This is a genomic window from Solwaraspora sp. WMMD792, from assembly GCF_029626105.1.
Lineage (GTDB): Bacteria > Actinomycetota > Actinomycetes > Mycobacteriales > Micromonosporaceae > Micromonospora_E.
Genome location: NZ_JARUBH010000009.1, coordinates 1,931,341 through 1,952,349 on the forward strand (window position 1 = coordinate 1,931,341; position 21,009 = coordinate 1,952,349).

Annotated in this window: 15 protein-coding genes and 1 pseudogene; 7 read left to right on the plus strand and 9 right to left on the minus strand. The window is 71.4% G+C overall.

Features of this window, described 5'->3' with window-relative positions:
* Window positions 1–30: 30 nt before the first annotated feature.
* Genes O7629_RS10250 through O7629_RS10270 form a run of 5 tightly spaced genes read left to right on the plus strand, consistent with a single transcriptional unit; the run spans window position 31 to window position 7,394 of the window.
* Window positions 31–816, plus strand: coding sequence for an alpha/beta fold hydrolase (locus O7629_RS10250; protein WP_278168858.1), 786 nt, complete (start codon window positions 31–33; stop codon window positions 814–816).
* On the plus strand, window positions 816–2,756 hold the full coding sequence (locus O7629_RS10255) for a methylmalonyl-CoA mutase family protein (RefSeq protein WP_278168859.1): 1,941 nt from the start codon (window positions 816–818) through the stop codon (window positions 2,754–2,756). The genes O7629_RS10250 and O7629_RS10255 overlap by 1 nt, the downstream gene beginning before the upstream one ends.
* Window positions 2,753–4,924, plus strand: a complete 2,172-nt coding sequence (gene scpA / locus O7629_RS10260) for a methylmalonyl-CoA mutase (protein ID WP_278168860.1) — start codon at window positions 2,753–2,755, stop codon at window positions 4,922–4,924. Before O7629_RS10255 ends, scpA begins: the two co-directional genes overlap by 4 nt.
* Window positions 4,925–4,926: 2 nt before the next feature.
* The gene (gene meaB / locus O7629_RS10265) at window positions 4,927–5,958 is read left to right on the plus strand and encodes a methylmalonyl Co-A mutase-associated GTPase MeaB (RefSeq protein WP_278168861.1); all 1,032 of its coding nucleotides are present in this window, start codon (window positions 4,927–4,929) and stop codon (window positions 5,956–5,958) included.
* An 11-nt stretch (window positions 5,959–5,969) separates the two neighbouring features.
* Complete coding sequence (locus O7629_RS10270; protein WP_278174480.1) at window positions 5,970–7,394, plus strand: carboxyl transferase domain-containing protein; 1,425 nt, start codon at window positions 5,970–5,972, stop codon at window positions 7,392–7,394.
* A 78-nt stretch (window positions 7,395–7,472) separates the two neighbouring features.
* Here O7629_RS10270 and O7629_RS10275 read toward each other — a convergent pair whose 3' ends face one another.
* From O7629_RS10275 to dpgD, 4 genes are all read right to left on the minus strand, one after another.
* Window positions 7,473–9,116, minus strand: coding sequence for a PQQ-binding-like beta-propeller repeat protein (locus O7629_RS10275; RefSeq protein ID WP_278168862.1), 1,644 nt, complete (start codon window positions 9,114–9,116; stop codon window positions 7,473–7,475).
* 139 nt (window positions 9,117–9,255) lie between these two features.
* Window positions 9,256–9,780, minus strand: a complete 525-nt coding sequence (locus tag O7629_RS10280; RefSeq protein ID WP_278168863.1) for a hypothetical protein — start codon at window positions 9,778–9,780, stop codon at window positions 9,256–9,258.
* Between the two features lie 119 nt (window positions 9,781–9,899).
* Window positions 9,900–10,277 carry a DoxX family protein gene (locus O7629_RS10285; protein ID WP_278168864.1) on the minus strand — a complete coding sequence of 126 codons (378 nt, stop codon included), beginning with the start codon at window positions 10,275–10,277 and terminating at the stop codon, window positions 9,900–9,902.
* Between the two features lie 119 nt (window positions 10,278–10,396).
* Entirely contained in the window at window positions 10,397–11,203 is an 807-nt protein-coding gene (gene dpgD / locus O7629_RS10290; RefSeq protein ID WP_278168865.1) for an enoyl-CoA-hydratase DpgD, read from the minus strand.
* 390 nt (window positions 11,204–11,593) lie between these two features.
* Here dpgD and O7629_RS10295 point away from each other — a divergent pair, with 390 nt between their 5' ends.
* A complete protein-coding gene (locus tag O7629_RS10295; protein ID WP_278168866.1) occupies window positions 11,594–12,412 on the plus strand; it encodes a hypothetical protein in 819 nt (272 codons plus the stop codon).
* Here O7629_RS10295 and O7629_RS10300 read toward each other — a convergent pair.
* The 5 genes and pseudogenes from O7629_RS10300 to O7629_RS10320 form a co-directional block, all read right to left on the minus strand.
* Window positions 12,336–12,911, minus strand: coding sequence for an LLM class flavin-dependent oxidoreductase (locus tag O7629_RS10300; protein ID WP_278168867.1), 576 nt, complete (start codon window positions 12,909–12,911; stop codon window positions 12,336–12,338). The two genes, O7629_RS10295 and O7629_RS10300, sit on opposite strands and share 77 nt — an antisense overlap.
* Window positions 12,912–12,960: 49 nt before the next feature.
* Window positions 12,961–13,395, minus strand: a pseudogene (locus tag O7629_RS10305) (LLM class flavin-dependent oxidoreductase); the annotation flags it as partial.
* Between the two features lie 1,099 nt (window positions 13,396–14,494).
* Window positions 14,495–15,316, minus strand: a complete 822-nt coding sequence (locus tag O7629_RS10310) for a transposase (protein ID WP_278168868.1) — start codon at window positions 15,314–15,316, stop codon at window positions 14,495–14,497.
* A gap of 1,764 nt (window positions 15,317–17,080) precedes the next feature.
* A complete protein-coding gene (locus O7629_RS10315) occupies window positions 17,081–17,854 on the minus strand; it encodes an alpha/beta fold hydrolase (RefSeq protein WP_278168869.1) in 774 nt (257 codons plus the stop codon).
* A 43-nt stretch (window positions 17,855–17,897) separates the two neighbouring features.
* Window positions 17,898–18,887 carry a M20/M25/M40 family metallo-hydrolase gene (locus tag O7629_RS10320; protein WP_278168870.1) on the minus strand — a complete coding sequence of 330 codons (990 nt, stop codon included), beginning with the start codon at window positions 18,885–18,887 and terminating at the stop codon, window positions 17,898–17,900.
* Between the two features lie 309 nt (window positions 18,888–19,196).
* Here O7629_RS10320 and O7629_RS10325 point away from each other — a divergent pair, with 309 nt between their 5' ends.
* Window positions 19,197–20,942 carry a cellulose-binding domain-containing protein gene (locus O7629_RS10325; protein WP_278168871.1) on the plus strand — a complete coding sequence of 582 codons (1,746 nt, stop codon included), beginning with the start codon at window positions 19,197–19,199 and terminating at the stop codon, window positions 20,940–20,942.
* The last annotated feature ends 67 nt before the right edge of the window (window positions 20,943–21,009 follow it).

Here is a 21,009-nt window from a genome sequence, read left to right on the forward strand (position 1 = left end):
GCCGCCCGTGACCGCATCCGAGGGGATCCGATGACCACGATCGAAGCCGGTACGGTGAGCGACGCCTGGCTCCGCCGGTTCCATCCGGTGCCGGGCGCCGCCGTACGGCTGCTCTGCCTGCCGCACGCCGGCGGCGCGTCGAGCTTCTACTTCCCGATCTCCGCCGCGCTGTCGGCGCTGCCCGGCGCGCCGGTGGAACCGCTGGCGGTGCAGTACCCGGGTCGGCAGGACCGGCGGCACGAGCCCGCGATGACCAGCATCCAGCAGTTGGCGGCGCACATCACCGACGCGGTCGGGCCGTACCTCGACCGCCCGCTGGCCGTGTTCGGGCACAGCATGGGGGCGCTGGTCGGCTTCGAGGTCGCCCGGCGGCTGGAGGCGCGCGGGCACGTTCCGGCAGTGCTGGTCGTCTCCGGGCGGCGGCCGCCGGGGACCACCGGACCGGCCGAGGACCTCCACCGCCGTCCGGATGCCGAGGTGCTGGCCGAGGTCATGGCGCTGCACGGCACCAGCCCCGGGCTGCTCGACGACGAGGAGATCGTCCAGATGATCCTGCCCGCGTTGCGCGCCGACTACACGGCGGTGGAGACCTACGACCACCGGGCCGGGCCGTTGACCTGCCCGATCATTGCGTTCGCCGGGGACGCGGACCCGCGGGTGACACCGGCGGAGACGGACGGCTGGGCCGCCTGCACCCGGGCCGCGTTCAGCCGGCGGGTCTTCTCCGGCGGGCACTTCTACCTCGGTGACCGGCCGGCCGAGGTCGCGGCCGCGATCGCGGGGGCGCTGCCGTCGCCCGGCCCGGGGAGGTCGTGATGAGCATCGTGGCGAACTCGCCGGCCGGTTCGGCGGCGGACCCACCGGCTGGTTCGGCGGCGGACCTACCGGCCGGCTCGGCGGCGGACCCGCCGGCCGACTCGCCGGTCGACGTGTGGCGCCGGCTGGCGCTCGGCGTGCTGCGTAAGAGCGGCCGGGCGGACGCGGACGCGACGACCGACGACGTCGACGCGCTGCTCGCCTTCACCACCTACGACGGGATCACGTTGCCCGCCCTGCACACCGGCACGGCGGACCGCCGGCGGACGGGGCGGCCCGGCGCGGTGCCGGTGACCCGGGCCGGCCGGGCCGACGGCGGGAGCTGGCGGGTCCGGCAGCGGTATCCGGAGACCGATCCGGTGGCGCTGCGGGACGCCGTCACGGCCGGCATCGCGGGCGGCGCCGACTCGGTCTGGCTACCGGCGATCGCGGCCGCGCTGCCGGAGGCGCTGGCCGGGGTGCCGTTGGACCGTACCGAGGTGGTGCTCGACGCGGGGGAGGGGACCGAGGAGGCGGCCGACGCCCTGCTGCGGCTGGCCCGTGACCGGGGCGTACCGGCGGAGGCGCTGACCGGCAACCTCGGCGTCGACCCGCTCGGCATGCTCGCCCGTACCGGGCAGTCCGCTGGCGAGGCGGTGCTGACCGCGCTCGCGGCGCGGGTCGCCGGGGCGTACCCGCGGCTGCGGGCCGGGACCGTCGACGCCACCGTCTACCACGACGCCGGTGCGTCGGACGCCGAGGAACTCGCCGCCTCCCTCGCCACCGGCGTCGCCTACCTACGAATGCTCACCGGCACCGGCACCGGCACCGGCACCGGCACCGGCACCGCTACCGCCACCGGCACCACCATCGCCGGTGGCGCCGGCACCGGGCTCGGGATCGCGGCTGCGCTGGGCCAGTTGGAGTTCCGCTACGCGGCCACCGCCGACGTGTTCGGCACCATCGCGAAGCTCCGCGCGGCCCGTCGGCTGTGGGCCCGGGTGGCACAGGCGTGCGGCGGCCCGGTCACCGTGCAGCGGCAGGCGGCGGTGACGTCCGGGGTGATGATGACCGTCCGGGATTCGTGGACCAACGCGCTGCGGACCACCGTCGCCGGTTTCGCCGCGGTCGTCGGCGGCGCCGACGCGCTGACGATCCAGCCGTACGACGCGAGGCTCGGCGGCGTGGACCCGGTGGCCCAGCGGCTCGCCCGCAACACCCACGCCCTGCTGCGCGACGAGGCGCACCTGGCTCGGGTCGCCGATCCGGCCGGCGGTTCCTGGCATGTCGAGGCGCACACGGACGCACTGGCACACCGGGCGTGGGAGGTGTTCACCGAGATCGAGCGCGCCGGCGGGATGGCTGCGGCGCTGGCCGGCGGCATGATCGGCGACCGGATCGCCGAGACCTGGCGGCGGCGGGCGGCGAACATCGCGCACCGCCGTGATCCGATCAGCGGCGTCAGCGAGTTCGCGAATCTGGCCGAACAGTCCACCGCCCGCCCCGTGCCGCACGGTCCCGCCGGTGGTCTGCCGGTCCGTCCGTACGCGCTGGCCTTCGAGGAACTGCGCGACCGGGCGGACGCGCACGCGCGGCGGACCGGCGCCCCGCCCCGGGTGGCGCTGGTGCCGCTGGGACCGGCGTCCGCCCGCGCCGGTCGGCTCGCCTTCGCCGCGAACCTCTTCGCCGCCGGCGGCATCGCCACGGCCGAGATCGCACCCGGTGATCCCGGTGATCCCAGTGATCCCGGCCCGCCGGTCGTCTGCCTGTGCGTCGGTGACGCCGACTACGCCCGGCAGGCCGAGCCGGTCGCCGCCGCGCTCCGGGCCGCCGGCGCGGTACGGGTGTGGCTGGCCGGCCCGCCGGCAGGCTACACGGGTGTCGACCGGTACCTGCACACCGGCTGCGACGCCGTCGAGGTGCTCACGGAAACCCTCGACGACCTGGGAGTACTCCGATGATCCCGGACTTTTCCCGCATGCCGCTCGGCGACGACGTGCCTGCCGTGCCCGGTCCCGCCCCGGCCGTCTGGACGACCCCGGAGGAGATCGACGTCCACACCCTGCACACGGCGGACGACCTCGACGGCCTGGACCTGGGCACCATGCCCGGCCTGCCGCCCTACCTGCGTGGTCCCTATCCGACGATGTACGCCACACAGCCGTGGACGATCCGGCAGTATGCGGGGTTCTCCACCGCCGAGGAGTCGAACAGTTTCTACCGCCGCAACCTTGCCGCCGGCCAGAAGGGCCTTTCGGTCGCCTTCGACCTGCCCACCCACCGGGGCTACGACTCCGACCATCCCCGGGTCGCCGGAGACGTCGGCATGGCCGGCGTGGCCATCGACTCCATCCTGGACATGCGGCTGCTCTTCGACGGCATCCCGCTGGACCGGACCAGCGTCTCGATGACGATGAACGGCGCCGTCCTGCCGATCCTGGCGCTCTACATCGTCGCGGGCGAGGAGCAGGGCGTCGCGCCGCACCAGCTCGCCGGGACCATCCAGAACGACATCCTCAAGGAGTTCATGGTCCGCAACACCTACATCTATCCGCCGGGCCCGTCGATGCGGATCGTCGCGGACGTCTTCGCCTACACTGCGGCCCGGATGCCCCGGTTCAACTCGATCTCGATCTCCGGCTACCACATGCAGGAGGCGGGGGCGACGGCGGACCTGGAACTGGCGTACACGCTCGCCGACGGCGTGGAGTACCTGCGCGCCGGCGTGGGCGCCGGGCTCGACGTCGACGCGTTCGCGCCCCGGCTGTCGTTCTTCTGGGGGGTGGGCATGCACTTCTTCATGGAGGTCGCCAAGCTCCGCGCCGCCCGGTCGCTCTGGGCGCGGCTGGTCGAGGGCTTCGGCGCCCGTGACCCCCGCTCACTTAGCCTGCGCGCGCACTGCCAGACCTCCGGCTGGTCGCTGACCGCGCAGGACGTGCCCAACAACGTGGTACGCACCTGCGTGGAGGCGATGGCGGCCACCCAGGGGCACACCCAGTCGCTGCACACCAACGCGTTGGACGAGGCGCTGGCGCTGCCGACGGAGTTCTCCGCCCGGATCGCCCGCAACACGCAGTTGATGCTCCAGCACGAGTCCGGTACCACCCGGGTGATCGACCCGTGGGGCGGCAGCGCCTATGTCGAACGGCTCACCCACGAACTGACCCGGCGGGCCAGCCGCCATCTCGACGAGGTCGCCGCGGCCGGTGGCATGGCCCGGGCGATCGATGCCGGGATACCCAAGCTGCGGATCGAGGAGGCCGCCGCGCGGACCCAGGCGCGCATCGACTCCGGGCGGCAGCCGATCGTGGGTGTCAACCGGCTCCGGCCGGAGACCGAGACCCGCCTGGAGGTACGCCGGGTGGACAACTCCGCGGTGCGCGCCCGGCAGGTCGAGCGACTCCGGGAGCTGCGTGCTGCCCGGGACGACGCCGCCTGCCGCGCCGCGCTCGCCGTGCTCACCGGTGCCGCCCGCGAGACGGCCACCGGGGCCCGCAGGCCGGGCCTGGACGGGAACCTGCTGGCGTGCGCGGTCGACGCGGCCCGGGCCGGCGCGACCGTGGGCGAGATGTCGGCGGCGCTGGAGGAGGTCTACGGCCGGCATGCCGCGCCGATCCGGGCCGTCACCGGCGTCTACCGGACGGAGACGGGCGAGGACGGCGCGACGGCGCGGGCCCGGCAGGCGACCGACGAGTTCGCCCGGGCCGAGGGGCGCAGGCCGCGGATCCTGGTGGCGAAGATCGGGCAGGACGGCCACGACCGGGGCCAGAAGGTGGTTGCCACCGCCTTCGCCGACCTCGGGTTCGACGTGGACGTCGGCCCGCTGTTCCAGACGCCCGCCGAGGTGGCCCGGCAGGCCGTCGACGCGGACGTGCACGTGGTCGGCGTCAGCTCACTCGCCGCCGGGCACCTGACGCTGGTTCCCGAGCTGCGCCGCGAGCTGACCGCGCTCGGCGCCGGCGACACGACGATCGTGGTCGGCGGCGTGGTGCCGCCCGACGACCACGACGCGTTACGCGCGGCCGGGGCAGCGGAGATCTTCGGCCCGGGTACGGTGCTCGCGGACGCCGCGATCCGCCTCGTCGCCCGGCTGCGGGAGCGCATCGGCGCCACCACGGGGGAGGGTTGACCGTGGGGCGGGTCCCGGCAGACGTGGCCGAGTGGGCGGCGGCGATTCGCGCCGGCCACCGCACGGCCGTGTCCCGGGCGGTGACGCTGGTGGAGTCGAGCCGCCCGGCGGACCGGGAGACGGCACGGCGACTGGTGGTGCTGCTGGACCCCTATGCCGGGTCGGCGCATCGGATCGGGATGACCGGCCCGCCGGGCGTCGGCAAGTCGACGCTGATCGACGCGCTGGGCCTGCGGCTGACCTCCGGGAGCCACCGGGTCGCGGTGCTGGCGGTGGACCCGTCCTCCACCGTGAGCGGCGGCAGCATCCTCGGCGACCGTACCCGGATGGCGCGGCTCTCCGCCGACCCGCGCGCCTACGTGCGCCCGTCGCCGAGCGGGGGAGCGCTCGGCGGCGTCACGGAGGTCACCGCGGAGGTGATGACCGTGGTCGCGGCGGCCGGCTACGACGTGGTGATCGTGGAAACCGTCGGCGTCGGTCAGTCCGAGACCGCGCTGGCCGACCTCGTCGACACCTTCGTGGTGCTGGCCATGGCCGGGGCCGGCGACGACCTACAGGCGATCAAGATGGGCGTACTGGAACGCGCCGACATCGTCGCGGTCACCAAGGCCGACGGTGCGGGCGCGGACGCGGCCCGGGCTACCGCCCGGGAGATTTCGGCGGCCCGCCGCCTGGCCGGTTCGGTACACGGGCGGCGACCGCCGCCGGTCGTGCCGTGCAGCGCCCGTCTCGGCACCGGCCTGGCCGAGCTGTGGAAGCGCATCGAGGAGCACCATGCCGGCGCGGATCTGCCCGCGCGGCGCGGCGCGCAGCGGGCGGCCCAGTTGCGTGCCGTAGCGCGCGACTCCCTCTGGGCGGAGACGACCGCCGACCCCGGGCTCGCCGGCATCGTGGCGGCCGCGGAACGGGACGTGCGGGCGGGTGGGCTCAGCGTCGCGGCGGGAGCCGAACGGATCGCCGCCGCGTTCCGCTCGCGGCTCCGGCCCGACGGACAGCGGAGCAGATCGACCGGACCGACAGGGAGACCTCAGTGACCTCGACGATCATCCCCGCGCAGCCGGCGCCGGCCGGCCCCGCGACCACCGATCCGCGCGATCCGGCGCTGCGCGTCGCCGCCCTGCTCGACCCGGGCACGGGGGAGCCACTGCACGCCCCGGACGACAGTGGTGTGCTCGCTGTGCGGGGACGCATCGACGGGTCGACCGTCGTCGCCTACTGCACCGACGCCCGTTCGATGGGCGGTGCGCTCGGCGCCGCCGGCAGCGAGCACATCATCCAGGCGATCGACACGGCGGTACGGCTGCGGTGCCCGGCCGTCGGGCTGTGGCACTCCGGCGGCGCGCGGCTGGCCGACGGCGTCGAGTCGATGGACGGTGTCGGTCGGATGTTCGCGGCGATGACCCGCGCGTCCGGCCGCATCCCGCAGCTCTCCGTGGTCCTCGGGCCGGCCGCGGGCGCCGCCGCCTACGGACCGGCACTGACCGACATCGTGGTGATGGCCGAGGCCGGCCGCGTCTTCGTCACCGGACCGGAGGTGGTGCGGTCGGTCACCGGAGAGGTGATCGACATGGCCGGGCTCGGCGGTCCGGAGGCGCACGGCCGCCGGTCCGGCGTCGCGCACGTGCCGGCCTCGTCCGAGGCGGACGCGCTGCGCCGCGCCCGGCGGCTGGTGAACTACCTCGTGCACCCGGGCGCCTTCGACATCGCGCAGACCCGCGCGCCCCGCGACTTCCGGGCGCTGCTGCCGGAGTCGCCTCGGCGCGCCTACGACGTGCGCCCCCTGATCCGCCACCTGCTCGACCACGACGAGGAGGAGCCGTTCACCGAGCTTCAGCCGCGCTGGGCACCGAACATCGTCGTCGGGTTCGGGCGGCTCGCCGGTCGCGCCGTGGGGGTCATCGCCAACAACCCGCTGCGCAAGGGCGGCTGCCTGGACTCGCTCAGCGCGGAGAAGGCGGCTCGGTTCGTACGCATGTGTGACGCTTCCGGTGTGCCGTTGGTCGTGGTGGTCGACGTACCCGGCTACCTGCCCGGAGTCGGCCAGGAATGGGACGGCGTGGTGCGGCGCGGCGCGAAGCTGCTGCACGCCTTCGCTGAAGCCGTGGTGCCCCGGGTGACGCTGGTGACCCGCAAGGCGTACGGCGGCGCGTACATCGCGATGAACTCCAAGTCGCTCGGCGCGACCAGGGTGATCGCGTGGCGGGAGGCGGAGATCGCGGTCATGGGGGCGGAGGCCGCCGTCGGCGTACTGCACCGCCGGCAGTTGGCCGCCGCTCCGGACGCCGAGCGCGAGGAACTGCGGGCACGGCTGATCGCCGAGCAGGTGCGCGTGGCGGGCGGAGTCGACCGGGCGCGGGCGCTCGGCGTGGTCGACGAGGTGATCGATCCCGCCGAGACCCGGCAGCGGGTGGCGGTCGCGCTGGCCTCCGCGCCGGGTGGCCGGGGACACCACACGAACATCCCGCTCTGACCGCCTGGGACCGTCTCCGTGCAGGTGTACACGGATGGGGGGAACGGGAAACCCGCTCCCCCCATCACAACCACTCTGCTAAAGGCCGTACGCCAGGAGCACGAAGCCCTTGTCGCTCGGATAGAACGGCCGGTATCCCGAATGGACGTAGAGCATGCCCCGGCTCACCACGGCCCCGCCGCCGGCCGACACCGCACTACCGCGCCCCGCCAGCCCGTTCACGCCCGCGTAGTCCTGGATCGTGTCGTGCTGCCACAGCACCCGGCCGGTCGCCGCGGAGTAGGCGCGCATCTTTCCGTCCGAGCTACCCTCCCAGACCAGGCCCGGCGTGGAGGTGACCGCCGGACCATGCGCCAGGTCACAGGTCTCCGGGTACGCTGCCGCGCCTCCCCACGAGCATCCGTCCGCCGGGTTGGGCGTCGACCACAGGATCGCACCGTCCGCCGGGTTCAGCGCGAAGAGCGTGCCCGGATCCGCCTGGTAGGTAGCGACATAGAGACGGCGGCCGTCGTAGCTGGCGCCCCACATGATTCCGGAGAGCCCGCTGTTCGGCATCGGCTCCGACAACTGCCGCTGCCACACGATCTCGCCGGTCCGTGCGTCGAAGGTGTGGTAGACCCCGCTCTTCTGCCCGATCCCCACCAGCCGCCGGCCATTGACCGTCATCAGGTTGGGCAGCGCGCCGAAGTCGAAGTCGAGCGCCGTGCCGTCTTGCAGACCGGGGCAGTAACCCGGCGGCACGTTCGGGTTCGCGCAGAGTACCCGCCACGAGTCCGGATGGGTCATCTGCCGCTTCCACCGCACGGCACCGGTACGCGCGTCGAGGGCCAGCACGGTGTCGCTGTCGCCGGTCGTACCCGTGTAGTTCTGCCCGGTCCCGACGAAGACGGTGCCGGTCTCCCGGTCGATCACCGGCGAACTCCAGACCCCGGCGCCGGAAGGCTCGTAGCGGGTCGCTCCGCTGGGCCAGGTGCCGACCGCCTGCGGTTCCGGCACCGTGTAGTACCGCCAGCGTAGCTGGCCGGTCTCCGCGTCGATCGAGTCGAGGTGGCCACGGAAGGTGCAGCAGGCGTGGTCGACCCCGCCGACGTTGTCCCCACTGGACACCCCGACGTAGAGCCGTCCGCCGTGGTACTGCGGCGAACTGGTGACCATGGCGGCCGGGTGACTGTCCAGACGGGTACTCCAGACCAGCTCGCCGGTCCCCAGCGCGAGCGCGTAGAGGTAGCCCCGGTAGTCGCCGAAGTAGACCTTGCCCGCGGCGACCAACGGTCCGTTGCGGACCACCGCCTGCCCGACGCCCGGCTCGACGGTGTTCAGCGCGAAGGTCCACCTGGTCGCACCGGTCCGGGCGTCCACGGCGTAGAAGTAACCGTCGGGCCCGCCGAAGTACATCGTCCCGCCGACCACGGCGGGCTGGCTGCCGGAGGTGAGCACCGGCACCTTCGGGAAGGCGAAGGCCCATTTGAGGCGCAGGCGGCCCACGGTCGCCGGCGTGAGCGTGTGCTCGGCACCGTTGAACCGCGAGCCCTCCAGGTCCCGCTGCCAGGACGGCCAGTCCGCCGTCCCGGGCCGGAGCGCCACTCCGGCGGGCCCGGCCGGTACGGCACCCGGCGGGGCGGCCCGCACGGCGCCGGCCGGGCCGGTGAGCGCCGCGGTGGCCGCGCACAACACGGCGACCAGCAGCGCGGTACGGCGCCGTACGCGTGTCAGTGCAGTCATGCTTCTCCTCGATGTCCCTCGGTTGCGCCTCCGGTGAAACCGGCCGAGAGCACGGCCGGGAAACAACGTCCGGCGCCGCCGTTCCGGACCCGGCTCAGCGGGATCCGGAACGACGACGCCGGCGCTCGGTCGAAACGGCTCAGTAGACGAGCGTCACGTCGGCGACCGGCGGGTTGCTCTGCACGAGACAGGTGACCGTGTGGTCCCCGGTCGTGATGGCCACGTCGCCGGGACGGAAGAGGTAGGCCCCGTAGGCGGTCGCACCCACCTGGGCCACGCCCCCGGTGAAGGTCACGGTCTCGCCGATGTGCACCGGGTCCGGGTTGGTCAGCGGCGTCGAGGCGACCGAGCCGCTCGCCGCGCCGCTGTACGACAGGCTCACGGCCACACTGGTGCCGTTCGCGGGCTGCTCCGACGGGCTCGGCGACCGGGTGTCCAGCCGGACGCCGATCTGGATGGTGCTGCCCTTGCGCGCGAGCGTCGGCGCCGACAACGTCACGCCGATGACCTGGTCGGTGCTCGGCACTCCCGGAGCGCCGCACGAGTAGGCCACGTCGACCGTGCCGGCGACCTGGGCCGTCGCGGCCGTCGCCGCGGCCGGTGCGGACAGCAGGACAGCCGCCGTCACCACCGCCGCGGCAGCCCCCGTTCGAATTGCTCTCATGGTTTCCTTTCATTGGCCGAAAAAGAGTGCCGACAAATGTCCGGCACGCCGACGACGGTACCAGCGGGCTACCTGGCGCACAGCCCTTACGAGCCCCTATCGAGAGCAGCCACAAGGGGTCAGAACTGGTAATCGCCGAAGCGCCCCCAGGCGACAAAGGAAGCCATCAGGCAAAGCGCCGGAGGCAACACGTAATAGGGCCACCGGGCGGCCCGGACCGCAATATTGGCGAAGAGGCCGAGGAACATCATGACGGCGAGGCCGACGCCGGCGACCGGGGTCAGTACGGTGGCCACACCGGTCAACGGTGGCAGGATCATGGCAAGGGCGCCCGCCACCTCCGGCACTCCGAGCGCGCGAATGCCCCAGTCCGGAAAGAGGCGGGTGTATTCGTCCTCGGCACGCAGCTTCGGGATCGGGACGACGAACTTTGCCACGCCCGCCATGATGAACACAATCGCCAGAACCAACTGACAGGTCCACAGCAGTACATTCATCGCGTTACCGCACCCCGCTCCGAACCCGATTCGAACATCGCATCCGGAGGCTATCGGCGACGCGTCTGTAGCGGGACCCCTAGCACCCCTTATCCATGCACCACCCCGTAGATCAAGGGTCAGCGGCCCTCCCAGCGCGGCTCACGCCGCTCCGCGAACGCGCGGGGCCCCTCCACCGCGTCCCGGCTGACCATCCGCCGCTGCTCGCTCTCGAACCGGGTGGAGAACGCCTCCGGCAGCGGCATGTCGACGGACCGCAGCACCGCCTCCTTGATCGCCCGAACCGCCAGCGGGGCGCTGCGTAGCAGATCGTCCACCCAGCCCGCCACGCACTCGTCCAGTTGCGCGGCCGGCACCACGTCGTTGACCAGCCCCAGTTCCAGGGCGACCGACGCGGGCATGCGGCGGCCGGTCAGCAGGTAGCCCATCGCCACCTTCAGCGGCGCCTGACGAGCCAGCCGGAACGCTCCACCCGCGCCGGGCACCAGCCCCAGCCGGGCCTCGGGCAGCGCGAAGACCGACCGGTCGGACGCGACGACCAGATCGCAGGCGAGCGCCAGCTCGAAGCCGCCGCCCAGCGCATAGCCGTCCACCCGCGCGACAACCGGCTTGAGCAGCGAGAACCGCTCGGTGAGCCGTGGCCAGCCCGGGTGCCCGCGACTGCCGAACGTGGTCGGCGGTGCCCCCTGCTCGTTCAGCCGGGCCCGCTCACGCAGATCCTGCCCGACCGAGAACGCACGGTCGCCGGCACCGGTCAGCACGATCACCCGGACACCGTCGTCGGCCTCCGCGTCGTCCCAGATCCCGGCCAGCTCGGCGTGCATGTGCGTGTCCAAGGCGTTCAGTACCTCGGGACGATCGAGCGTCACCCATGCGACGTGATCGCGTTTCTCGTACCGCACCCGCGGCCTGTCGTCCTCTGCCATCCACCCTCCTCGGTCTGCCTGCGCGGAACGGTCGCACATCGGCGCCGGGCCGTCCACACCTGACAGTCCGCTCGGAAGAGCCGGCACGCGGCGGGGCCGCCGAGGGGCCGACCGGCGGTCCACGCCCACCGACACCCTGCTCGGTCCCGAAGTCGACCGCCGGCTTCAGGGCTAACCCGGATGGCTGATCCGACTTCAGGTCGGATCCTGGGGCCATGAGCGGGATCGAAGAGAAGCACCAGGAACTGCCGGGTCAGGGCCGGGGCCGGCCGTGTCGCTGCCAGGTCGCGGTGCCCGGCGGCCGGAGCCTCGTCCACCTTCTGCACTGACGGGAGAGAGACCAGGGACACCTTCCTCGGCCAGCCGATCACCGGCGGCGTCAACGCGACCATGGCCCAGGTCCTCACCGAGGTGGAGGACGACCTGTGGCGCACGTGGAAGGCATCGCCGGACGAAGCGGACTTCCACCCCTGGGCCGGCCTGGTCGAGCCGATCATCGGCACCCGACCCGGCGACGGCCGGCACGCCACCGGAGCCGCCGTCGACCTCAACGTGACCACGTGCCCGTACATCGTCACGCGCACCGGTGAGACGTACGGCGGCGAGGCGGCCGCGCACGACCAGCAGGAGATGCGCCGGCGGGTGGTCGAGGTCTACGACCGGGCGGTCGCGTCCTTCACGGTCAGCGGCCGGCGGTCCGACACCAGCATCCGGGTCAACGACACGATCGAGTTCACCTACGACCGGTTCCGGAAGCTCTCCGACGCGCTGGTGTTCTACCTGTCCTGGGCGGTCTCGGCCGTTCACGTGCGGGTGAACCGGCCGCCCATCGCGGAGGCACACGCCCTGCCCGACGGCCATCCGGCGCTGCGCGCGATCCCCGCATCCGAGCTGGCCCGACCGGCCGAGGCCGCCATCCCGGCGATCGAGTTCCTCTACGCCGACGAGTTCTGGGCCCAGAACCACCAGGGCTGGCCGTACGGGCCGGAGCAGCAGTACTGGCAGATGCTGCGCGACTACGAGACCGTCCGCACTCCGATGTTGCACGGCAACCCGGCCCGCTCGGCTGGTCGCCGGCCACGTGACCGGGCCGCGCCTGGCCTGCCGGCGTCTGGACCTGTGGTTGCGACGCTCAGCCGCGCAACAACGGGAGCAGTTGGTCGCCCTGCCGCCGGATCTCCGGCAGATACGGGGTGTCGGAGAGGATGAAATGGGTGATACCCAGAGACTGGTAGCGGCGCAGGGACTTCGCCACGTCCTCGGCTGAGCCCACCAGCCAGGTGGTGCCGGCACCGCTGCCACCGTAACGGCCGGGCGCGGTGTAGAGATTGTCGTCGAGCACCTCGCCGCGAGTGGCCAGGTCGAGCAGGCGTCGCTGACCGACGGCGGCGTGCCAGTTCGGATCTCGGGAAATGGCGCCGTTGGCCATCTCCGCGACCCTTGCCTCGGCTGCTGCCCACGCCTGCTCAGTGGTGTCGCGCACCACCGTGGTGACCCGTAGGCCGAACTCCAGCGGCGGGTGCTCACGCCCCAGGCGCTCGCTGAGTTCCTTGAGCCGGTCGATCCGCTCGTGCACGTCGTCGAGGGGCTCGCCCCAGAAGAGCTGGACGTCCGCCTCGGCTGCCGCAACCAGCTCGGCGGCGGGGGATGCACCGCCGAAGTAAAGCCGCGGGTGGGTACGTCCGGGCCGCACGACCGGTCGTCGCAACGGTGGAACCGGTCACCGAGAAGTGGTCACCCGAATAGGTGACGTTCTCCTCAGTCCACAGTCTTCTCACGATCCGGATGAACTCCCGGGTCCGGGCGTAGCGTTGGGTTTGGTCGCCCTCGTGGTCACCGTAGGCGGCGAGGTTGTCCCGCCCGGAGACGATGTTGATCAACACGCGGCCACCGGTCAGGTGATCCAGGGTGGCGGTGGCAGCGGCGAAGTTGGCGGGTCGCCAGTAGCCGGGCCGGGCGGCGATCAGCGGTCGGAACGTCGTCGTCTGGGCAGCGAGCGCGGTGGCGACGGTGAAGGTGTCCGGCCGTCCCCAGCCGGTGCCGAGTAGTGCTCCACCCCAACCGTGCTGCTCCAGTGCGAGGGCATGGCCGGTGAGTGTTCGCAGGCTGTTGTGGCTGTCGACGACATCGTCACCACGGTGGCCGGGGTGGATCTCATTGGGGATGTACCAGAGGATCTCGAGATTGGTCAACGGAGGCCCTTATCTGAGTCGTGACCGACGATCGGTCGACGGGCAACGCCGATGCGGCCGGTCTTCTGCGCGGTCCCGTACCGGGATCGACTGGTGTTGCGCGAGGGTGAACGTCGCCGATTGCTCACCCATGCTGCGGGCACTGTCGAGGAGCCCGCAGCCGCTGGGGTCATCGGGTGTCCGAGATGGGCCCGCCGTCGGCCCAGCGGTGACTGCCGTCGGCCCATCCGGTCAACCCCGGTGATCGAGATAGCCTATCTATCCCATAGGTATTGTAGAAACGTCGCATGGCGGCATGCCAGCGACGGACCTGCGCGTGGTCGTGACGGCGGCCAGTGATTGGCCGAATTTCGCGGTGGCGTAACCCGCCGATAGGTGGGCTCGGCCCGCCGCAGCGGCAGTGTCGACGTGGGGGTCCCGGCAGGCCAGCAGCAGGGCCTGGCGGGGGAGGACTCAGCCGCGGCTTGCTGGTGGAAGAACGCCGCCGTCGACTACTGGAGGGGTGCTCTCCGTGGATCACGACGGCCGGCTGCTGCGGCAGAGGGATGCGTCGGCTGGGCAGCACCGAGTATACACGAGCCAGTGCCTGGACCTCTGCGACCAGGCCAACGTGATCGTGGTGCATCCCACTGCGGCGGCCAGGTGGAAAGGCGCCCGTCCGGCCTGGTCCGACTTGGCCGCCTCCGATCGATGATGCCCTGACGCCATCCCCGCGCGCTGAGGTCATCGACCAGTTTCCTCATGGGCTCCGGGGTCGTCTTGAGCGATACGGCCTCCGTCGTCGTGCGGGGGAGGCCGAGTCTCGCCGACTACCGCATCGTTGACCACGAATGTCGGTAGCCGCGCAGCTGTTCTGGACCTTCTGCGCGGGAGGTCTGATGTGGTACTCACCGGAGTTGGACGGTCCTGATCCGCGCGGCAGGTGGTTGCGGCAGTCGGACCGGCGGGGCGCCTGCGGACATGGCGTCCTACACCGCCATCGGATTCTGCGGGGACTCGGTTCGCCTTCCACGGGCAGATGTCGACCCGTGTCGACGACGCGCTGAGACTGGCTCTGGCGCACATTTTGGATGCTGTTGGTGATCTTGGAGTTTGATCATCAACTGGCGCGGAAGAGTTCTTGCAGGCGGCTTCGTGGGCGCTGACGCTGGTCGGGTCGGTGTTGAGCGAGTCGGATGATGTTGGTGCCGTCGGCGGTGAGGACGTGTTGGACGTGGGTCTTTGCGAGCCCCCGGTACCGGCAGTGGCGTAGGCCGTGCGCGCGGACAGTCTCGGAGACGGTGGCCTCGCATCCGGCGCGCAGGTCGTAGCGCCGTTTCCACTCGGGGGTTTGCTGTTGCGCACGGGCCTGCGTCTGGATGCGCTGCAAGGGCTCGGGTAGGAGGAGCAGGTGCCGGCCCTTGCCATCGACGTTGCCGGTGCACTGCTGCCGGACGGTGCAGGCCCGGCAATCCGCCCGGCGAAACAGCACCGACAGGCGAGGTTTGCCGTCTGCCACGGTCGGCTTCCATCGCGGACTGACCGTGCCTTTCGGACAGGTCATGGTCTCGGCCCGCCAGTCGATGTCGAAGTCTTCCTTGGCGAACCCGGGCCGGTCGGCGGCACGCGGATCCTGGCGGACTGGCCCGACGATCGTTATCCCGTAAGCCGTCGACGCCTGGTGCACCGTCTCGGGAGTGACGTAGCCACTGTCCAGAAAGTGCTCCGCCGGCGCCATGCGCTGCCCGACCAACGCGGAGTGGATCGCATCGACGACACCGATGTCCTGCTGCGGAGCCGGAGTCGTCACGACGTGCACGATGATGTTCGGTCGTTCCTCGTCGCAGGTCTCCGTCTGGTGATCCTTGTACCCGACCCACTCGACCTTGCCCGGCTTGTGGCTGAACCGGGCCTGCGGATCGTGTGGCGACACGATCTCCACGCTCGAGAAACGGCCCGCGGGCCGGCTCCGCCTCGTCATCGGTCCCCGTGACGACGCGACGCCGCCGCGTCGTGCCCTCCCGGCTCTTACGAGCCCGCGACGCCTTCGCCTCCCGCCACCGCAACTGCCCTGACTCGTCGTACCAGTACTGCTGAATGCAAACCTGACGCAGCACCTCGACAGCAGCCACCGCCGAGCCGGCCGCCGGGGCGTTCGGACCGTAGACGGCACGCAGCAGGGCGATGCCGTCACCGCCGACCTGTTCCACATACTCGCGCAGGGCGACCGCCCCTGTCGGCTGCCGTTCGTGACGCACCGACCGGCCATACCGCTGCGCCCACTCCGGCGGCATGACACCAGCAAGCCACACCTCGTCCACCTTCGCCAAGGCCTCCAACGCCGCCCGCACCGTCTCGGCGACCAACTCCACCCGACTCAACCGGCGCACCGCCGCGAGGACATGGGTGGAATCCGTACGCTGCCGGCCCCGCGCCCGCACCAACCCCGCCTCTGCCAACCGATCCACCATCACCGCGAGCAACCGATCAGCCCGATCACCCTCGGCCAGCCGGTCCCGGAACTCGCTGAGCACCGAATGATCGAACCCCGGCTCGGTCAACTCCATCCCCAACGCGTACTTCCAGTCGATACGACACGCCACCGCCCGCGCCGCCTGCCGATCAGTCAGGTTCTCCGCATACTGCAACACCGACACCAACGCCAACCGAGCAGGCGACAACCCCCCGACGACCATCGACCGGGAACCAGCCAACGAAGTCGTCATCAACGAACAGGTCCTCCAACCGATCCCGCATCACCATCGCCGGAGTGCCCTTCGGATTGGCAGCCCAGGCCACCCGAGCCGTCTCCGCCGGCACCAACGAAACCGAACCACGCCCCATCGACATCCCGCTACCCCAACACCAAGAGTCCCTCAACTCTGGCAGCGACGCGCCCCACCCGGTCACAGGGTCAAGATCACCAACAGCATCCAAAATGTGCGCCAGAGCCAGTTCCAGTCCGCCGTTGACAACCCGGGAGTTCCAGGATTGGAGGTCGTCGGCGCGGTGGCAGCGCGACGTCGCCGAGCAGGCGATCGCGGGCTGGGATGTGATCGGGGCCGACTTCTTCGACTCCGGATTCCCGCCAGATGCCGTGGCCGCGGCGCCCGCAAGCCGCAAGCCGCGAGCCTGCTGGCAGCCTGCCCGACCCCGGCAACGAGCATCACCTGTCACTACTGGCCCTGCGCGGCGTGGACTCCAAACGGGAGGTCCAGCGCTCCCGGTTTCGGGCGAAGGCGGCCATGTGAGCCCAGGTGATCGAGCAAGGCCGCCTTCTGGAACCAGGCCACGACCCCCGGCGCGCAGCCCGGCTCAACCCGAGGCCGTGGGCCATGCGGCGCGGCCCGCCCAGCTGCCGACAACACCCCGCGCTGCTCATCTGGCTGGCGGGGAGTCGATGGTGGCGAGGGAGTGGTGCGACGACTCCTTTACTCGGCCGGTTTATGCTTCAGGTGACCTGGACAAACGTGCGTGAGCATGCCGCTGGGCCACCGGACTACTGGGGGTCAAGGGGTCGTCGGTTCGAATCCGGCCGTCCCGACAGGGTTTAAGCAGGTCAGGGCCTTGATTCGCTTCGGCGGGTCGAGGCTTTCCTTCCGACGTCTCACGCTGCCTCACATACGGGTCGCTGTATCTGCCGAAATCCCATCCGGGCAGGCCAGGTGGTGTTCCCGTACTCGTGCAGTGGTGGCCGTCTCGCCGGTCACCGGCCGGGCGTACCGTTGCGCGCCGACAGCGACCGGGCGACGATGTCGAGGACGGCTGGGCGGTGCTCGTTGAGGAAGAAGTGCCCGCCGGTCATCCTGTGGACGGTGACGCCCGCAGTGGTGTGCCGGCGCCACGCGTCGGCCTCGTCCGGGGTGGTCGTCGGATCGGCGGTGCCGGTCAGGACCGTCACCGGGGCGGAGATCGTGACGTCCGGGGTGCACCGGTAGGTCTCGATCGCACGGTAGTCGTTGCGGATCGCCGGCAGCAGCAGCGCCCGCATCTCCGGGTCGGCGAAGACGCGGCTGTTGGAACCGTCGAGTGCCGTCAGTTCGGCGACGAGTCCGTCGTCGTCGAGGGTGTGTACGCGTTCGTCGCGATGCCGGGACGGAGCGCGGCGTCCGGAGACGAAGAGTCGGCGAGGAGTGAGCCCCAGCCGGTCCTCCAGCCGTCGCACCACCTCGAAGGCGACCGTCGCGCCCATGCTGTGCCCGAAGAGGGAGACGTCGTCGCCGAGGTCGGGCAGGGCGGCGAGCGCCTCGAAGATCCCGTCTGCGAGGTCGGCGACGGAACCGGCGCAGGGCTCGTCGTGGCGCTCCATGCGGCCGGGGTACTGCACGGCGAGGACCGCGACGGCGGGGGCCAGGGCCGCCGAGTGCCGGAAGTAGAAGCTGGCGCTGCCGCCGGCGTGCGGGAGGCAGACCAGGCGCGGCGCGTCCGCCGCCGCCGAGTGGTACCGGCGGATCCAGGCACCTGCGGTGATCGATGTCATGGGTGTCAGGATGCCGTCCGGGCTTCGCGGGCGCCAGTTCCAGCTAGCCGAGCCGCTCCGCCAGGATCTCCACGGCCAGGGCGGTGGCCGCGACCACGTCCGCCACCTGCGTCATGCTCACCGTGTCGGGGACATCGCCGGCCCGGTGGTAGTGCGGGTTGCGGAAGTTGGCCGTGTCGGTGATCTGGACCGCGGGCAGACCGGCGTCCCAGAACGGCAGATGGTCGCTGCGCGCGAAGTGCTGGGTGAACGGCACGAACCGGCCGAGCAGCGGCCCCAGCACCGGCAGGTCGGTGGGTGCACGGAGCAGGACGGTGCCGGTCGGGCCGTTCAGCTGGGTCAGCGCGGCTGCGAACAGGGCCGCCGTCGTCCGACTGGACCGCTGGTAGAGCACCGCGGCGAAGTCCGCTCGCTGCCCGTTGCGCCGGATCCGGCGAATCTGCCCGGGATAGAGCAGGTCGAGCCCGCGCGGCAAATGTTGGCTGCCCGGCTCGGTGCTGGCGAATCCGAGCATCTCGAACACGTAGGCACCGACCACCTTCCGCCTGGCGACCGACATCTGCCGCACCAGGTGACGGGCACCGTGAAAGCCGAGTTCCTCGTGGTCGACCGCGACGAGTAGCACCGTCCGGCGGAATCGCGCCGCACCCAGCAGCCGGGCCAGCTCCAGCAGCCCGACCACGCCGGTGCCGTTGTCGTCGGCGCCGCCGGTGCCCGGGACCGTGTCGTGGTGGGCGAGGACCAGGACCGCGTCGGAGAGCTCGCCCTCCTTGACGGCGACGATGTTGACGCCGTCGATGTCGGTGCCGGTCAGGACATCCTCGTACCGCCCACTCGGCCCCCACTGGGGGACATCTCGTGCGTGGAAGTGGTCGAGCCGCGCGGTCCATCCCGCCGCCGTGAAACGGTTCCGCAGGTCGATGTCCAGTGCGGCACAGATATCCGGGGTGAGTGCCCGTACCCGGGGTGCCGGAAGGGCTCTGAGCTCGCGGCCGAGGGCGTCGTCGGCGATAGCGGCGCGCAGCTTGCGCACGCGTTCGGTCTGCGCGGGACCGAGAACGGGTAGGCGAGGTTCGGCAGCTCCAAAGATGATCAAGCCTACATCGGTTGGCGCCAGTGTATCCAGTTGACAGGGGATGCACCGGGCGTAACATTTACAAGCATCTATTGATGGTGCGTTCGCTGTCTTCCCTTCGGACGATCCACCACGCCGCGCTGCCTGGTGCCACCCGTGCCGCGCCACACCGGGACACCTCGCGCTCCAGGCCGCCCGGGGTGGTCGACCGTAGGTGACAGCGCGCCCTGTCGATCCGTCCGCACAACAGTGGAGGAGAGCCAGCACATGCGCTTACACCGGTACCGGTCCCGGCTGTGGTCAGCCGCGACCGTGGCAGCCGTCGTCGGCGGAAGCGGAGTGGCCGTCACGGCCGCGTACGCTGCCGTCGGGTGCGGCGTCACCTACTCTGTCGCCTCGCAGTGGCCGGGTGGCTTCACCGCCAACGTGGCCGTCACCAACCTCGGTGACCCGGTCAGCTCGTGGACGCTGACCTGGAGCTACGGCAACGGTCAGCAGATCACCCAGGCGTGGAACGCCACGGTGTCGCAGAGCGGTGGACAGGTCACCGCCCGCAATGCCAGCTACAACGGCAACATCGCCACCGGGGCGACCACCTCGTTCGGCTTCAACGGGTCGTGGAACGGCAGCAACACCGCGCCGACCAGCTTCGCGCTCAACGGCACCACCTGTACTGGGTCGCCGGCTGACCCCACCACCCCACCGTCCACGACCGCACCGCCGTCCAGTCCACCGCCGACCACCGCACCGCCGACGATGCCACCCGGCGACCCGACCTGGGGTACGGCGTTGCCGCCGGCGAGCGCGCCCAGGAGCCGGGCGTACGAACTGATCGCCACCGCCAACGAGAAGGGCTACCTGCCGCGGGCCGGGGAGTGCTCGGTCGAGATCCACGCCCGGTACTGGACCTACGGCCCGGACGGCAAGGTCTACCCGACCTGGCACCCGACCCGGGACCCGAGCGGCTGCTACTTCGGCCACGAGCACGGTGACGATCCGCGGACCTCGGACCTGTACGGCACCGCCGGCTGGCCCGCCTTCGGCTACACCAGCGAGGTCATGCTGGACAACATGCCCGACCACAGTCACCGCCACGAGGACCACGTCGGGCACAAGGTGCTGGTGGTGAACAACAGCAACGTCATCCAGGGGGACAACGGCACCAGCTTCTTCCCGCCGCAGGGGCCCACCGTCGCCGTCTGCGACATCCTGCTGAAGTTCCACCAGGGCACCCACTCGCCGGACGCGTTCACCAACAACGTCCACGAGTTGCTGTTCAACCAGCGCTGCGTCGGGAGCAACGGCGGCCCGGTCACCGAGGCCCGGTACAACGCGATGATCCCGCTCGGTCGACCCGGCGGCTTCAGCCCCAGCGAATGCCCCGGCTTCGGTCGCCCGTTCATCAACGTCGCACCTCCGGTGCCGGCGGACTCGCCGTCGGACACCCGCTCGTTGGGCCGGCTGATCGCGGAGACCGGCTGTATCGCCGCGATCCGGGAGGGCCGTACCCACTTCGACCCGCTCTACCCCAACCCGGTGCCGTTCACGGTTTCCGACATGGACGACTTCTGGTTCTCAGACGTGCAGGTGACGGGCTCCGGGCTGGACTTTCACCTCGCGCCGCTGTTCTACGTCGTCAACCCGTCCCGGTACTACGACCCGAGCCTGCCGAACAGGATGGGCCGGATCGTCGACCTGTGCTACACGGACCTGGCCGGTGGCGACTATTGCGCCGAGGCTCGGCAGGTGACCCAGCAGACCGGCCAACAGGTCGGCTGGGACGATCCGCGCTCACCGTTCAAGGGCACCCTGCGCGAGTACCGGCCCGGCACCTTCTCGGTGCGCAACAGCGGGCCATCCACGGTCTACACCGACGTGTACGGACGCAACGCCTCCACCACGCCGTTCCCCGGCTCCATCGAACAGTACTTCTCCGGTAACACGGGGAGCGAGATGTACGTGCGGGGATCCATCAAGGACTACGCGGCGACCGGAGTCCACGCCCCGAACTGACGCCTCCGACCCGGGCACTTCCGGCCGCGGTACGCCGTGAGCCGGCCGGCACCGCGCAGGGCGGGCC

What these genes read in the sequence shown, in the direction of transcription:
- O7629_RS10250 (WP_278168858.1), top strand. Translation starts at nt 31, where the DNA reads ATGACCACGATCGAAGCCGGTACGGTGAGCGACGCCTGGCTCCGCCGG.
- O7629_RS10255 (WP_278168859.1), top strand. Translation starts at nt 816, where the DNA reads ATGAGCATCGTGGCGAACTCGCCGGCCGGTTCGGCGGCGGACCCACCG.
- scpA (WP_278168860.1), top strand. Translation starts at nt 2,753, where the DNA reads ATGATCCCGGACTTTTCCCGCATGCCGCTCGGCGACGACGTGCCTGCC.
- O7629_RS10275 (WP_278168862.1), bottom strand. Translation starts at nt 9,116, where the DNA reads ATGACTGCACTGACACGCGTACGGCGCCGTACCGCGCTGCTGGTCGCC.
- O7629_RS10280 (WP_278168863.1), bottom strand. Translation starts at nt 9,780, where the DNA reads ATGAGAGCAATTCGAACGGGGGCTGCCGCGGCGGTGGTGACGGCGGCT.
- O7629_RS10285 (WP_278168864.1), bottom strand. Translation starts at nt 10,277, where the DNA reads ATGAATGTACTGCTGTGGACCTGTCAGTTGGTTCTGGCGATTGTGTTC.
- dpgD (WP_278168865.1), bottom strand. Translation starts at nt 11,203, where the DNA reads ATGGCAGAGGACGACAGGCCGCGGGTGCGGTACGAGAAACGCGATCAC.
- O7629_RS10295 (WP_278168866.1), top strand. Translation starts at nt 11,594, where the DNA reads ATGGCCCAGGTCCTCACCGAGGTGGAGGACGACCTGTGGCGCACGTGG.
- O7629_RS10315 (WP_278168869.1), bottom strand. Translation starts at nt 17,854, where the DNA reads ATGACATCGATCACCGCAGGTGCCTGGATCCGCCGGTACCACTCGGCG.
- O7629_RS10325 (WP_278168871.1), top strand. Translation starts at nt 19,197, where the DNA reads ATGCGCTTACACCGGTACCGGTCCCGGCTGTGGTCAGCCGCGACCGTG.